Raw genomic sequence first — 15,728 nt, forward strand, 5'->3', positions numbered from 1 at the left:
GATCAAGCTTTACGGCTCTCAACACCAACCACCCCAGCAAAGGATCCTCACTACCTTATTGCACCGGAAAATCGAAATACGTATCGGGATAAGGCTCGTTCGCCAAGGTAAAATGCCACCATTCCTGAGGATAATGTACGAATCCCTGTTTTTCCATAACCGTTTGCAATAACATCCGGTGCGCTCGTTGCATAGCCGTAGGCGTCTTAGCATAAGACCAGGACTCCGGGCCAAAATAATCAAAAAAACCGCCCATATCCAGTTCTTCGCCATTGTTTAAATCAACCAGCGTTACATCAACCGTACTGCCCCGACTATGCGAAGAACGTGCGGCAATGTAACCTTCTTCAATCAAGCTTGGCTTGTCCAGATGAGGATAATAAACATCCTTCATAGCCACATCATCCGCATCTTGCGACCAACGCACAAAATGCCGCACGGCGCGCTGGGGCCGATAAGCATCAAAAATTTTCAAGCCTAAATTAAATTTTGCCAACTCATTTTGCGCCGCCATCAACGCTTCGGCTGCTGTCTGAGTCAATAATGCGCATGGCCGGTAATACCCATCGATAGGCCTGCCGATAAAGTTATTGGCGCTCGCATAACGAATATCTAAATGGATAGATGGAATAAGCGTATCGACATAAACAAAGTCTTCTTGTACTTGCGCATAAGCAGGATTAAATGTTTTAAGCGATAACAGCGCGAGCATTAATACTCCTGTTTTTCGAATATTCATAAAGTATCGTTTCTACTTTAAAAAATGAATTCAGCAGGCAATTGCTCTGCCATACCGATTTAAAGACAGCCGCATCAATCACGAAGATGGGAATCAATGCGTCAAGATTCATAGCTAAGGAACTGTTTAAAAAATACTCTCCGATTTTATACCTTTCGCACTTCAAATTTCGGCAGTGCCAGAGGAGGCGCCTGGGTGTCCGGTCGATTTTCGCTCCTGCAAAATCGACATTCACGCCATCCATGGCGCTCATAAAGGCTTTGCCAGCATGGAGCTGGCATAGAGACTACATGGACGTATTCACGGCGTCCTTTAGCGGACACCCAGGTGCCGAATTTTGATCTACGAGGGGGTATAAACTCCGGTAAGTCAATGATAGACAGTTACTTAGCCAACGCAACTTCGATACCGTTTGTTGTTACCTTGCTCACTCGACTTCGAGATCGCGATCTGGGGATCGCTCCCACAAAACGCCCGTAGGTCTCTGTCGGAACAAGATCTTCGTCGCGACTTTCGGAGCCCTCGATAGGCGATGTTCCGCGACCTATCAACCTGAATTCGGCAGTTTTACCATGAAGCGCAGTGAGAGGGAACGATGAAACCTTGTTGATTTCGTGCTCGTTCTTGGCCAAAAAAAACGGAGCCCGAGGGCTCCGTATTCTTGACTCATTCTTCCGAGGTCACATTGATTTTTTTCGGCTGCACCGCTTCTTGTTTCGGAATCGTGATTTCCAAGACGCCGTGTTTCGATTTTGCCGAAATCGCATCGGCATTGGCGGTATCGGGCAAACTGAAGCGGCGGTAGAACGAACCGTAAGTCCGCTCGACTCGCTTATAACCTTCTTTTTCGGTTTTCGCTTCGGTTTTCTTTTCGCCTTTGATCGTCAAAATGCCGTTTTCCATGCTGACTTCGATATCTTCAGGCTTGACGCCCGGGATATCGGCATGCAACACGAATTTATCGGTTTCTTCCTTGATGTCGACGGCAGGCGCCCATTCGGCGGTCGATATCGACCCTTCGCCGGTTCCGCCTTCGCTCGCGCGCTCCAATTCTCTTTGTAATTGACTCAATATGCCCCAGGGTTCGTAACGTGTGATAGCCATAAACACCTCCGAAATAATTGTTATCGATCAAATACCGAACAAACATCGATCAGTATCTGTTAAACAATATAGGGGTATTCAAAATTATTTCAAGCCGTCCATAATCGGGCATTCCTAAACATCCGCATCCAAGGGCCGTATTCGCTCCAATCGTCGGGATGCCACGAATTTTGCACGGTTCTGAAACATCTTTCCGGATGCGGCATCATGATCGTAAAGCGGCCGTCCCGATTGGTTAAACCGGTTATGCCCAATGGCGAACCGTTCGGATTGGCCGGAAATTGCGTCGTTTTTTCACCGAAATTATCGACGTAACACAACGATACCGCACCGTTTTTCATCGCCTCAGCCGGGTCGCCGTCAAAATCTGCTCGGCCCTCGCCATGCGCGATCACGACCGGCATTCTCGATCCCGCCATGCCGGTCAACAGAATGGACGGCGAATCCTGAACCTCAACCAATGCAACGCGCGCCTCGAATTGCTCGGAATGGTTCCTCAAGAAACGAGGCCAGTGTTCGGCACCCGGAATAATCTCCTTAAGCCCCGACATCATTTGACAACCGTTGCAAACTCCGAGACCGAACGCGTCCTCGCGTTCGAAAAACGCCGCGAACTCATCGCGGGCGCGCGGGTTGAACAGAATCGATTTGGCCCAACCGCCGCCGGCGCCGAGCACATCGCCGTAAGAAAATCCGCCGCAAGCCGCAAGGCCTCTGAAATCTTTCAGGCTAACTCGACCGGCAATGATATCCGTCATGTGCACATCGATCGCGGAGAATCCGGCCCTATCGAACGCAGCGGCCATTTCGACATGACCGTTGACGCCCTGCTCGCGTAAAATCGCCACCCTAGGCTTCGACTTGCCGATAAACGGAGTGCAAACATCTTCGTTGCTGTCGAAGGTTAACGCGGCATTGAGGCCGGGATCGTTATCGTCGACGATCCGTTCGAATTGTTCGCGTGCGCAATCCGGATTATCCCTTAACGCTTGCATTCGATAACTCAGTTCAGACCAGTAGCGTTGCAATTCGGCTCGAGAGGCCGAATAAAGCTTCTGCCCGGCAAAATTGATCGTCAAGTCGGCTTGTTTCGTAACCGAGCCGATTCGATGCACACACGCATCGAGGCCGGCTTGCGCCAACAGGTCCATAATTTCGGCGCTATCGCTTTCCCTGACTTGTATAACCGCTCCGAGTTCTTCATTGAACAAGGCCGATAAGGCATCCTTCCCTAAGCCGGACAAATCCACATTGGCGCCGAGCCTTCCGGCGAACATCATTTCGGAGATCGTGGCCAATAGACCGCCATCGGAACGGTCATGATAAGCCAGCAATTTGCCGCGGCTATTCAAGTCCTGAATCGCGTTGAAGAAGGACTTGAATAACGCAGGATCGTCCAAATCCGGGCAACTATCGCCCAGTTGTTTATATACCTGTGCAAATACCGAAGCACCTAAACGATTCTTGCCCTGCCCTAAGTCTATCAAGATCAAGACCGAAGGCTCGTCGCGCAATCGTGGCGTCAAGGTTTTCTCTATATCGACCACCGGCGCGAACGCGGTTACGATCAACGATACCGGCGAGGTCATGGTTTTCTCGCGGCCGTCTTGTTGCCAAACGGTTTTCATCGACAACGAATCCTTGCCGACCGGAATCGCGATACCCAATGCCGGGCAAAGTTCCTTTCCGACCGCCTTGACGGTATCGAACAGCGCGGCATCCTGGCCGGAACTGCCGGCTGCCGCCATCCAATTCGCGGATAATTTAATATTGCCCAACGATCCGATACGCGCTGCGGCAAGATTGGTCAACGCTTCGCCGACCGCAATTCGGCCCGATGCCGGTGCGTCGATGACCGCCAACGGCGTTCTTTCGCCCATCGCCATCGCTTCGCCGGTCGACGCGAAAAAGCCCGAAGCGGTCACCGCGACATCGGCGACCGGCACTTGCCAAGGGCCGACCATTTGGTCGCGCGCAACTAAACCTGTAATCGAACGATCGCCGATATGGATCAAAAAGCTCTTATCGGCAACAGCCGGGAAGGACAATACGCGCTTGACAGCTTCGTCAAGCTCGATGCCGGCTAAGTCCAACGGCGACAAATCGGGTTTGACATGCTCGACAGTTCGATGCATTTTCGGCGGCTTGCCGAACAACACCGACATCGGTAAATCGACCGGTCTGTCGCCGAACAAACGGTCGCTCAGTTGCAAATGCTCTTCATCGGTTGCGATGCCGATCACGGCATACAAGCAATGCTCGCGTTCGCAGAACGATTTGAACAATTCCAGCGATTCCGGCTTGATCGCGATAACATAACGCTCCTGGGCCTCGTTGCACCATATCTGCATCGGCGACATGCCGCGATCGGCGATATTGACGTCGCGCAATTCGAAACGCCCGCCCCGTTCGCAGTCGTGAACGATCTCCGGCACGGCATTCGACAGGCCGCCGGCCCCGATGTCGTGTATCGAGACGATGGGCGTATCCTCGCCCAAGGCATTGCAATGATTGATGACTTCCTGACAGCGTCGTTGCATTTCGGGATTTTCACGTTGCACCGAGGCAAAATCCAGTTCCTCGGCAGCCTCGCCCGAAGTCTGCGATGAAGCGGCGCCGCCGCCCAAGCCGATCAGCATCGCAGGCCCTCCCAGGATGATGATCAACGAACCCGCCGGTATCGGTTGTTTCTCAACCAGCATCGGGCGAATATTGCCCATGCCGCCGGCAATCATGATCGGCTTGTGATAACCATGGAGCGTGTTTTCATCACCGCCCGGTGCGGTTTGTTCGAAGCTGCGGAAATAACCGGCCAGATTCGGGCGCCCGAATTCATTATTGAATGCCGCACCGCCAATCGGACCCTCGAGCATGATTTCCAACGCAGATGCAAGGCGACCCGGCTTACCGTTATCGTCTTCCCAAGGCTGCTCGAAACCCGGAACTCTTAGATGAGAAACGCTAAAACCGGTCAAACCGGCCTTGGTCGCAGAACCTCGACCGGTTGCGCCTTCGTCGCGAATCTCGCCGCCCGAACCGGTCGCCGCGCCTGGATGCGGAGATATTGCAGTCGGGTGATTATGGGTCTCGACCTTCATCAATATGTGCGCGTCTTCGTCGACATAGGCATATTCGCCGGTCAACGCATTGCGGATGAAAACTGAAGTTTTAGCACCTTCTACGACCGAGGCGTTATCGGAGTATGCCGACAAAATACCTTCAGGGCTTTGTTCGGCGGTATGCCGAATCATTTTGAACAAAGATTCGGCCTGTTCGATACCGTCGATGGTCCATGCGGCATTGAATATCTTATGCCGACAATGCTCCGAATTGGCTTGAGCGAACATCATCAATTCGACATCGGTCGGATTGCGCTCTAATGCTTGAAAACTTTCGGTCAAATAATCAATTTCATCTTGGCTTAACGCCAATCCGAGCTCGGTATTGGCTTTGACCAAGGCTTCGCTACCGGACTCAATTACCGGCACGGTTTGGAACGGTTTAGGATCGTGATGGGCAAACAAAATCGCTTCAGTCATCGATTCGCTTTTAACGACTGTTTGCGTCATGCGGTCATGTAGAAGAGCCGAAATGCTTTTTTGCACCTGATCGGTTAGCGCACCTTCGGACAGTATCGTATATTCGACTCCTCTTTCGATGCGACAAACCGCCCCCAAGCCGCAACGTTGCGCAATTTCTGTTGCTTTACTGGACCAAGGAGAAATCGTTCCGGGCCGGGGAATGACTGTTAAACGCAATCCGTCAGGAGACGTTCCAGCCGTGCTGCTTCCATAGGCTAACAGACGGTTTAATAGCGTTTGCTCACTAGCGCCAATCGCACGTTCGAGCTCGACAAAATGGACATAGGAAGCCGAAATACCATTGATGGCTGGCTCTATCTCTTGGAGACGGGCAAGTAATTTTTCGATGCGAAATGCGGATAGCGCGGATGTTCCTGGAATTTTTAACATGGGGAATCCGTTATGAAATAAGGTTCAAATCAGGGTAACGATAAAGAAAGTCAAGAAGATACTCCCTTTATACTCAAAAAATGGTGTAACTATTCAGCGCATGCGGTAGGTTGGTGTCAGCGGGGGCAGATTTTTGCTCCTGCAAAATCTGCATTCACACCATCCTTGGCGCTTAGCTGCCGTCAAGCCCCATGGATGGGTTCACGGCGGTCCTCGATAGACACATCCCATACCTTTTATTCTTAGACGGTTTTTCAATCAAAAGGGAGTAATGCCCAGGGCGTCTCGAAAAAGACTAAATCGCTTGATCAGGAGAAAGATAAAAGGGATTATCAACTTCGTTATTTTCTTGGAGAACGATTGAAACCTAACAAGCAATCGAAAGCCGACTATTGGCCGGCTAGATCGTCTTCAATCGCTTGTTGAATCGTCAGCAATAGAGTCAGGCCGTCACCGCTCGATACGGCTTTATTGGTCTCATCCCTCACAATGACATCGGTAAATTGTTCATACTCGATTAGTCTGACGCGGTACTCTTTCTCGTTGGATGCGTACATACCGAAAACGAACAGAATCTCATCCCAAAAGGAGTCGTCGGTCACTTTCTGTTCTTCAGGATCGTACTGCACGATATAGGTTGCAAGCGATCTATCACGCGCAACGATTTCAATCGACTGTCTTGCCAAAGCCTTGCCGACGATACGCCAGGACTTTCCGACGGGTTCATTAATTCTTAACACGACCGCATCGGCAGTGGCGACCCGCTCGACCTGGGTAACCTTATCGACACCATCGACCACTTGAGTGGTATCGACATGCCTTAGATCGACTCTCGGAATTCTTGCCGGTCTTTCAACTTTTTGAATAGCCAATTCCTTAGGCAGCACCAATTCCGGTAATTCGGTTCTAAATTGGTAATCTTTTTCTTTATCGGGAAACCAGCTTTTGATCGTGCTACACCCGCTACCCGCTAGAAAGGGCAGAATGATCAGGTATAGTAAAGCGGCAAAGATGCGCTTCATAAATTTCAAAGTAACTCCGCTTGACGCATGGCACCGCGCACTGCGTCATAACAATCTTCGGTCAGCCAAGTTAACGGCAAACGGATACCTTTTTGAATCAAACCCATTTCCATCAGTGCCCATTTGACCGGTATCGGATTCGATTGAATGAACAACTGTTTGTGCAATCCGGTTAGTTTTGCATCGATGGCCAGGGCGGTCTCCCGATCGCCATCGATCGCGGCGGTTATCATTTCATGGACCAATCTCGGCGCAACATTGCCGGTCACAGTAATCGTGCCATTACCGCCTAGTAAACAAAACTCGCAGCTTGTCGCATCATCACCGGTATACAGCGCAAAGGTGTCGCCGCATAAGTCGCGTAACCGCTTGACTCTCTCTAATTTACCGGTAGCCTCTTTGATACCTACTATATTATCGATAACAGACAAGCGCGCCACCGTTTCCGGCAGCATATCGCAAGCCGTGCGTCCCGGGACGTTATAGAGAATCTGCGGAATATCGACCGCCTCGGCAACGGCTTTAAAATGTAGATACAAACCTTCCTGTGTCGGCTTGTTGTAGTAAGGCGTCACCAAAAGACACGCATCGGCACCGGCCTCTTTTGCTCTATTCGTTAATTCGATCGCTTCTGTCGTCGAATTGGCACCGGTCCCGGCAATGATAGGAATTCTGCCGCCGGCATAATCGACCACCGATTGAATGAAATCGCAATGCTCGTCTTCATCGAGTGTTGCCGACTCGCCTGTCGTACCGACTGCGACAATCGAATCCGTACCTTGATCTATATGGAATTCGACCAATTTTTTTAAGCTATCCTTGTCAATCGAACCGTTTTCCGTCATCGGTGTAACCAGCGCTACGATACTGCCTTGAATCATCCCAATCTCTCGAACCTGTTAAGCAATTGTAAAAATACCGAGCATTATAACAAGCAAATAAACAAATCCTATCTTTTAAAATTAACAACCGTGCGGAATTAACTGCTGTAGCGTCTAAGCTTGGAGACGCTGGATTATTACTCCGAAATCTTATCGAAAAAGCGTCTAATTTCCTGAAGACTCGCGACATGTTCGACTAGGATGCCACCTAGCGCCGACACTCTCCCTTTGCCACGATACAAGTCACGACCGCATCGCCGGTCACGTTCACGACCGTTCGAAGCATGTCCAAAAGCCGGTCCACGCCTAAAATCAAAGCAATGCCTTCGACCGGCAACCCGACTTGGTTGAATACCATCGCCAGCATGATCAATCCGACGCCGGGCACGCCGGCCGTGCCGATCGACGCCAATATCGACATGCCGATCACGGTTAAATATTGCATCAAACCTAATTCGATCCCGTAGACATTGGCGATAAAGACTGTCGCGACGCCTTGCATGATCGCGGTGCCGTCCATGTTGATCGTCGCGCCGAGCGGGATCGTAAATGCCGCGGTCGAGTTCGGCACGCCCAAATCGTGTTCGACGACGCGTAAATTGACAGGAATCGTCGCATTGGAACTGGCCGTACTGAAGGCGAAAATATGCACCGGACGCATTTTTTTCATGAATTCCCATGGGTTCATCCGCGTCATCAACCATAACAGCAAACACAACGTCACCCAAGTATGGAGAAACAAACTGGCGATAACCACCGAAAAATAACCGAACATCGGTACTATTAAACCAATACCCTGTTCGGAAAAACTCTTTGCGATTAAACAAAAAACACCGATCGGCGCAAATTCCATGACCAGCATCACGAGTTTCATCATGACTTCGTTCAACTGCTCGGCGGTTCTCAACAATTGCAAACCGATTTCACCGGTCATCATCATCGCGATCGCAAAAAGAATCACAAAAAAAATGATCTGCAGCATATTGCCTTCGGCGAACGCATTAACCGGATTGCTCGGCACGATCCCGATCAGCACTTCGGCCAAACCGGGCGCTTCGGGCGCACTAAATTCGGCAACTTCGCCGCTACGTTCAAAATCGCGCCCGGGCCCGACCGAAACGGCAAGCAACAAGGCCAAGGCAATCGCAAGGCAGGTCGTCAACAAATACAAACCAAAGGCTTTAATGCCGATACGACCTAGCGCGGCGATATCGCCTATGCCGCATACGCCGCAAATCAGAGAAAAGCTGACCAACGGCACGACCAGCATTTTCAAGGCATTGATAAACGAAGCGCCGACCACATGAAACAAGCCGTCGACCAGATATTCCCGAATCGCCCCATTGTCATGTCCGAACGCATTGATCGCGCTTCCTGCCAATAACCCCAAGCACATCGCAATCAAAATTTTTGTGGTGATCGGCATTTTACTTTTCATGATTTACGCTCGACCTACCCACTTCCGCCTAACCCTGTAAAAACGCTTTTTTAACCGCAAGTATCGCATCATCATCCAAATGCGAGGTTCTATCGTGCCGCCGACACAAAGCGCCTCGAAAACCTAAATAATCGGGTTTACGGCGTAACAAATTAGGTATATCCACGGCCCTTAGCGACCCGGCAAGACCGCATAACAGGTTGAGTTCATTACATTTAGACACAAATTCCACAATCGCATCATCAGGCAAGACATGAGGCAACGAACCCGAACTTTTGTCCATCGTATCCAACATTACACCCTTGAAACCGGCTTTTTTGAAAGCGGCTACGGTATGTAATTCGGGTTCGTTATCGGCAAACAATACTCCGATTAATGCTAGGCCGGCTTGAGCCAAGGGCGCCAATGCATCCAGCGTGCCTTGCCAATCGCCGCCGGGAAAAAAACCGATCTTGATATAATCGACGCCGGTCGCCGCCATATCCATTACCGCGCTCACGATGACTTCCGGAATCATCGGCAAATCGCCGACCGTCGCGCTAATTGGGCATTGCCCATTGATTGCCTTGACGATACGTGCAACCGTCATGGTATCCAGCGCCCCCAACGCGCCTTGAGAAGGCTGCTTCAAGTCAATGATATCGACTTCGAAATTCAAGATCCTCAGCGCTTCATCGAGCCTGCTGACACTCGCGAGCATCCCTGTCATGCGTTTTTCTCTCGTTTGTGCTCTTCGATGACCGCCATTAACCAAGACCACGCCTTAAGCTCCCTCGGGCTTGCAGTTTTTTCGAGGCCGATTTTAAGATAGTCCAATTCCGCATCGATTTTTTCTTGCGGCAACATACCCAGCCGACTGACCAAAATCGCCGCTTCCAAGACCGAATACTGGGCCCGGTTGAAACCCATGAACGGCGCATGGTTGACGGTATGAATAATTTTGCAAAACAGTTTCGGCCGAATCGGGTCTTCTTCGACACGGACCACTTCGACTTCGCTATGCGCCAATGCGCATGCCAAGACCTTACCGGGAATCTTGTCGGCCTCGATCAAAGGCCAGTCACGCCGCCCCGTCAAACAGCCGGCAAACACCCTGACATCGTCGCAATAATTAATCACAGCATGACCGCTCGTCATGAGATTGTCGAGCGTGGTCGACGGGCGAAACGGCAAAATGATCAATTCATCATCGTGCCGATGAATACCCATTGGTGCAATATGCGCCCTGCCTTGCTGGTTTTGTGTGGTGACTATCGTTTCTAAAATCATCGGTTTAATTTTTCTTTAGCGTCGTGCCGGCCGGTTTAAAGCTGTGCAAATCGACTGTCGACTCGGTTAGATCAGTTGCGCAGCCCCAACTCAAGGCCTCGTCTTGATTGAAGCGTTTGCCGAGTTGCCAGGAAATTTCGGCGCGCGCCAGTTCGACGCCTAAATAAAAGGCGTGACCGCCGTCGTTTTCGACGCCGAGTTTCGGATATAAATCGAACGGGTCGGTCGCCGAATGAAAACCGTCTCGGTTAAAAATATGCAGCCCTTCGGTGCTGGTTTGAATACGGTAGCTCGGGTCGGTGATCTCGCCGGCCAGTTCTTTGATTTCATCGAGCGTATAGGGAAATGGCGCGGTTTCGTGCAGCGCCATCAAACCCGAATCGATATGCTTGGGTAACATGTTGTTTTGTTTCGCGGCATGCATGATACGCCGCGCCAAATCGGCTTCCTTGACCGCCCGGCAAGCATGTTTGCTGACTTCGGTCGCGAGAATTGCATTGATCTCGAGCTCCGAGCAAATACCCAATAACAGCGCGTTCATGCCGACCGTATCGGCATGCGTCAATTCGGTGATATTACCGACGCCCATCATGATCTCGATATCGGGATATTTTTGCCGTACCTGATGATAACGCACCACCGATTGCGTAAAACCGTAATGCAACGGGTCCAAAATAGGGTCGACCAGGAATGGGCGGTTTTTAGCCTGCATGGCTTCGATCGCACGATCGAGCGACGCCAAGTCTTCATGTATTTCCGGAATCAGAATCGGCGTCGTTTCGACTTCATCGGCGACCCAGAGCGTTCCTTCGTGCAGGCTCAACATGAAATCGGCGCCGGCCTTGCCGCCTCTGAGCAAGTCGTCGGCTTCGAGCGAATCGATGCTGACCGTAAAGCCTTCTTGTTTTAAGGCTCGAATAATGGCTTCCATGTGCGGAAACGGCGTTCCCGGCAAACAGCCGATATCGATCACATCGGCGCCGTGACGCCGGTAATAATGAGCTCGCTCGACGACCTCATCGACAGAAACATTCGGCGCATCGACAATTTCGGCAAATATTTTAACGCGATAGTCGCTGAGGTCGGGCTTGTGCGCTTCCTTGCCGAAAAATAAAGGTAAGTCTTTTAACTCATCGGGGCCACGCTCGACCGGTAAACCGAATTGTTGTATCACCTTGTCCAAATCGCCCCGACATCGTCCGGGCAGAATCATTCGGTCGGCTTGATAGGTTTCCTTTAACCGACGGCAAATCATGTCCGTGGTCATCAACGCGGCAACTTTAATACCCAACTGATGCACCGTATAGGTAAACTCCGGCTGCATTTTTTCCAGAATCTGGTGTAATTGTTTTTCGGCCAATTTTCCGGTCAAAAACAAGATGTGCTCGCTCATGCCACACCCAATGATTTCAGGCGCCGATTGACCGCCTCGATCAATTCGTCGACGCTTTCGACGACTTGTGTATAAGGGAAGACGCGGAGTTTATCGGTCGCATCCAGATCGACCGGACGCGGATATACCATGACCTTCTTACCGCCCGGCGCGGTGGTTTCCATTTCTGGCGCGATATCGCACGGATAGACGATGCTGGGGACGCGGCATTTTCCGGCCTGAGAATAAAGATTAGTCACCAGCGAGTCGGCAATGCCCAATATGCATTTGGCTACGGTGTTCGAGGTCGTCGGCGCCATCACGAAGCTATGATAATAGCCGGTATAAAAGCGGCCAACCGGCGGCGACGAAGCAGCCTTATCGCGAAAAACCGGCATTCTGTCGCGAACCTCGTCGAGTTTGATGCCGTACATCTTTAAAACCTCCTCGCCGGCTTGGCTCAGGTAAAGGTCGACACTGTCCAATGTCATCAAAAATTCCAGGCATTCTTCGATATAATGCCCGGAGCCAGTGACAGCCCAAGCTAAACGCGGTTTATCCATTTATTCGATCAAAATTTAAATAGTCCGCTATTATACCCGATCCTCAAAGGCCACTTCGAATACAGCCGAAATTTTATTTATGTTTAACACGATAGAAAAACCGCTGATCATGGGCATCTTAAATGTGACGCCCGACAGCTTTTCCGACGGCGGGCGGCATTACAGCCTTGATAACGCATTGGAGCAATGCCGTAAAATGCTCGCCGAAGGCGCCGACATCATCGATATCGGCGGCGAATCGACCCGCCCCGGCTCCGACCCGGTGAGCGCCGCGCAACAAATCGACCGCGTCGTGCCGGTCATCGAAGCCATCCGGAAGCATCTTGCCTCGGATATACTGATCAGCATCGATACGACACAGAGCCTGGTCGCCGAAGCGGCACTGTCGGCCGGCGCCAATATCATCAACGATATTTCGGCCGGCGAAGACGACGCCATGATTTTTGAGCTGACCGCAAAACGTCAGGTTCCTATCATCTTGATGCACAAACAAGGCACACCCAAAACGATGCAGGATAAGCCTCAGTACCAAGACGTCGTAGGCGAAGTGCTGAATCATTTGATGCAGCGCATCAATCAAGCAATCGAACAAGGCGTTGATCGAAGCACTATTGCGATCGACCCCGGCATCGGTTTCGGTAAACGTAAACAAGACAATTTGGATTTATTGGCGCACTTGGATCGCTTCGTCGAAAGCGGTTATCCGGTTTTGCTGGGCACTAGCCGTAAGCGCTTCATGGGTTCGATTTTGGATGTCGCCGAACCTACCGAATTGATCACCGCCACAGCCGTCACCACGGCATTGGGCGTCATGGCCGGCGTCAAGCTATTCCGCGTCCACGATATCAAAGAAAATAGGCAGGCGGTCGATGTCGCTTGGGCGATCAAACAACGGAGATTATCAATCGAGCCATGATGTCAATCTATGACTTTGGCAAGCAATCTCTTAGGCCGCCGAAGCGTGCCGGAAATAGCTCTCAGCCTTAATTTTGCAAAGACGCCAAGAGTTCCGATTGAGCTTGAATCGTTTCTTCCCCTTCTCCCGGCGATAATTGCTCATATTGTCCGTCCGACTGCAAGAGCCACGCTTGACAATTATCTTTTAAATATAACTCTAAGTCACTCCTAACCCGTTGATGTAATCGTTTATTCTCTATCGGAAAGCCGGTCTCGACTCTTTTGAACATATTGCGCCCCATCATATCGGCGCTAGCAACATAGATTTCCGGATTACCGTCGTTTTCAAACGCGTACACACGGGTGTGCTCAAGGAATCGGCCGATAATTGATCGGACGACAATGTTTTCGGAAACACCTGGAATACCCGGTTTAAGGCAACAAATACCCCTGACAATCAAGTTAATTTTGACGCCGGCCTGCGAGGCCTGATACAAGGCTTTGGTCAACTGTTGTTCGACTATCGCGTTAACTTTAATAATGATTCCGGACGGCTTTCCCGATTGAGCATGATCTATTTCACGTTCGATCTTCTCGATCAAACCGCTATGCAGCGTAAAAGGCGATTGCAATAGCTTATTCAGCTTGGTCACCTTACCGAGACTGGTCAATTGAGCGAAGACGCGGCGAACGTCCTCGCCAAGTTCCTTGTCGCATGAAAACAAACCGTAATCGGTGTAAAGCAACGCTGTTTTCGGGTGATAATTACCGCTACCGAGATGCACATAATTACGCAATTTTTTACCTTCTTTGCGTAGCACCAGACACATTTTGGCATGTGTTTTATAGCCCACGACCCCATAAACGACATGCACGGCCGCTTCCTGTAACTTTGCAGCCAAATTAATATTGGCTTTTTCATCGAACCGAGCGCGCAGCTCAATCACTACCGTAACTTCCTTACCGGCCCTAGCGGCTTTTACCAATGCGCTGACAATCGGCGAATCCACGCCGGTACGATACAGCGTTTGCTTGATCGCCAAGACATCGGGATCGGCGGCGGCCTGCTTCAAAAACTCAACAACCGGCAAAAACGATTCGAACGGGTGATGCAAAAGAATGTCTTGCTTTTCAATAGCGGCAAAAATGTTTTTGTTACGAGCCAGCTGCGGCGGTACTGCCGGCTTAAACGGCGTAAATTTCAATTCGGGCCTTTCTACATGATTAATGATTTCCTGCAAGCGATTCAAATTGACCGGCCCATCGACCAAATACAAGCGATCCTGTGTCAATTCAAAACGGGCCATCAAAAAATTGACGGTTTCTTCAGGACAATTCGAAGCAATCTCAAGCCTGACTTCATCGCCGTAATTGCGCATAGCCAATTCGCCTTCGACCGCAAGCAACAAATCGTCTATCGCATCGTCATCGACAAAAAAATCGCTATTTCGGGTCACCCGAAACTGATAGCAGCCTTTGACATTCATGCCATTGAACAATTGATCGACAAAGGCGTGAATAATCGACGACAAAAACACAAAGTCATGAGGTCCGCTGCCGGTCGCGTCGGCCGGCAATTGAATGATCCTTGGCAAAGCTCGTGGAGCTTGCAAAACCGCCCGACCGCTATTTCGGCCGAAGGCATCCTTGCCGGTTAATGAAATGATGAAATTCAAACTCTTGTTGAGAATACGTGGAAACGGGTGGGCAGAATCCAATCCGACCGGCGTCAAAATCGGCAGTAATTCTTCGTTAAAGTAATTCTCCAACCATTTGAGCTGTTTAGCGGTCCATTCCGTTCGCCGGATAAAATGAATATTTTCCTCTGCCAAGGCCGGCAACAAGATGTCATTTAAGACCCGATACTGATCCTCGACCAGACCATGCGCCTTGGCTGAAATTCTTTCGAGCTGTTCATGCGGCGACAAACCGTCGACGCCGATGGCCTTAGGGTCCATTTCGGCCATTTGCAAAAGACTCGCGACCCGGACTTCGAAAAACTCATCGAGATTCGAGCAAGAAATGCATAAATAATTTAGCCGTTCCAATAACGGTACACGAGCATCCTTAGCTTGCGCGAGGACTCTTTGATTGAATTCGAGCAGGCTAAGCTCGCGATTCAGATACAGGTCATAACTATCGAGATTAATCGCCTCGCCGATTTCGTTTTCTTTTTCCATACTATTAATTTCCGTAATAGATTATTGTTAATTATTCACGTCCCCTATCGCTCCCACGCTCCAGAGGCTGTAAAAGTATTTAAGATTACGAAATAACCATGAAGAGCATGAAGTAACATAAAGAGTTATATTATTGATTTTACCTTCATTGCCTTCATGTTCTTCATGGTGAATAAATTTATTATGATGTATTCACCAATACTTTCACAGACTCTCCAGCGTGGGAATGAAGACCGAGACGCTCTAGCGTCTCGTACAGCTGGAGCGGTACTCAAGCATTCCCACGCAGAGC

The 15,728-nt window shown here is 50.3% G+C and carries 13 protein-coding genes; 1 reads left to right on the plus strand and 12 read right to left on the minus strand.

The window, feature by feature from the left end:
• Positions 1 to 55: 55 nt before the first annotated feature.
• The 11 genes from EQU24_RS12230 to EQU24_RS12275 all read right to left on the minus strand — a co-directional run bounded on the left by EQU24_RS12230 (position 56) and on the right by EQU24_RS12275 (position 12,359).
• The gene (locus tag EQU24_RS12230; RefSeq protein ID WP_017839229.1) at positions 56 to 712 is read right to left on the minus strand and encodes a M15 family metallopeptidase; all 657 of its coding nucleotides are present in this window, start codon (positions 710 to 712) and stop codon (positions 56 to 58) included.
• Complete coding sequence (locus EQU24_RS22410; RefSeq protein WP_017839228.1) at positions 690 to 992, minus strand: hypothetical protein; 303 nt, start codon at positions 990 to 992, stop codon at positions 690 to 692. The genes EQU24_RS12230 and EQU24_RS22410 overlap by 23 nt, the downstream gene beginning before the upstream one ends.
• Positions 993 to 1,405: 413 nt before the next feature.
• Positions 1,406 to 1,843 carry an Hsp20/alpha crystallin family protein gene (locus tag EQU24_RS12235; RefSeq protein ID WP_014148258.1) on the minus strand — a complete coding sequence of 146 codons (438 nt, stop codon included), beginning with the start codon at positions 1,841 to 1,843 and terminating at the stop codon, positions 1,406 to 1,408.
• 89 nt (positions 1,844 to 1,932) lie between these two features.
• A complete protein-coding gene (gene purL, locus EQU24_RS12240; RefSeq protein WP_017839227.1) occupies positions 1,933 to 5,814 on the minus strand; it encodes a phosphoribosylformylglycinamidine synthase in 3,882 nt (1,293 codons plus the stop codon).
• A 389-nt stretch (positions 5,815 to 6,203) separates the two neighbouring features.
• Positions 6,204 to 6,836 (minus strand): outer membrane protein assembly factor BamC, encoded by a 633-nt coding sequence (gene bamC, locus EQU24_RS12245; protein WP_026130000.1) that lies wholly within the window; start codon positions 6,834 to 6,836, stop codon positions 6,204 to 6,206.
• A 5-nt stretch (positions 6,837 to 6,841) separates the two neighbouring features.
• The gene (dapA, locus tag EQU24_RS12250) at positions 6,842 to 7,717 is read right to left on the minus strand and encodes a 4-hydroxy-tetrahydrodipicolinate synthase (RefSeq protein ID WP_017839225.1); all 876 of its coding nucleotides are present in this window, start codon (positions 7,715 to 7,717) and stop codon (positions 6,842 to 6,844) included.
• Positions 7,718 to 7,925: 208 nt separating this feature from the next.
• A complete protein-coding gene (locus EQU24_RS12255) occupies positions 7,926 to 9,155 on the minus strand; it encodes a dicarboxylate/amino acid:cation symporter (RefSeq protein WP_017839224.1) in 1,230 nt (409 codons plus the stop codon).
• A 28-nt stretch (positions 9,156 to 9,183) separates the two neighbouring features.
• A complete protein-coding gene (locus EQU24_RS12260) occupies positions 9,184 to 9,864 on the minus strand; it encodes a (5-formylfuran-3-yl)methyl phosphate synthase (protein ID WP_017839223.1) in 681 nt (226 codons plus the stop codon).
• Positions 9,861 to 10,424, minus strand: coding sequence for a DUF447 domain-containing protein (locus EQU24_RS12265; protein WP_017839222.1), 564 nt, complete (start codon positions 10,422 to 10,424; stop codon positions 9,861 to 9,863). The genes EQU24_RS12260 and EQU24_RS12265 overlap by 4 nt, the downstream gene beginning before the upstream one ends.
• 4 nt (positions 10,425 to 10,428) lie before the next feature.
• A complete protein-coding gene (locus EQU24_RS12270; RefSeq protein WP_017839221.1) occupies positions 10,429 to 11,817 on the minus strand; it encodes a DUF6513 domain-containing protein in 1,389 nt (462 codons plus the stop codon).
• Positions 11,814 to 12,359 carry a flavoprotein gene (locus EQU24_RS12275; RefSeq protein ID WP_017839220.1) on the minus strand — a complete coding sequence of 182 codons (546 nt, stop codon included), beginning with the start codon at positions 12,357 to 12,359 and terminating at the stop codon, positions 11,814 to 11,816. Before EQU24_RS12275 ends, EQU24_RS12270 begins: the two co-directional genes overlap by 4 nt.
• A gap of 79 nt (positions 12,360 to 12,438) precedes the next feature.
• Between EQU24_RS12275 and folP the strand changes: the two genes are divergently transcribed.
• Positions 12,439 to 13,275, plus strand: coding sequence for a dihydropteroate synthase (folP, locus tag EQU24_RS12280; protein ID WP_017839219.1), 837 nt, complete (start codon positions 12,439 to 12,441; stop codon positions 13,273 to 13,275).
• A gap of 67 nt (positions 13,276 to 13,342) precedes the next feature.
• Here folP and ppk1 read toward each other — a convergent pair whose 3' ends face one another.
• The gene (gene ppk1, locus EQU24_RS12285) at positions 13,343 to 15,436 is read right to left on the minus strand and encodes a polyphosphate kinase 1 (RefSeq protein ID WP_017839218.1); all 2,094 of its coding nucleotides are present in this window, start codon (positions 15,434 to 15,436) and stop codon (positions 13,343 to 13,345) included.
• Between the last annotated feature and the right edge of the window lie 292 nt (positions 15,437 to 15,728).

The sequence above is a fragment of the Methylotuvimicrobium buryatense genome (assembly GCF_005931095.1).
Classification (GTDB): domain Bacteria; phylum Pseudomonadota; class Gammaproteobacteria; order Methylococcales; family Methylomonadaceae; genus Methylotuvimicrobium; species Methylotuvimicrobium buryatense.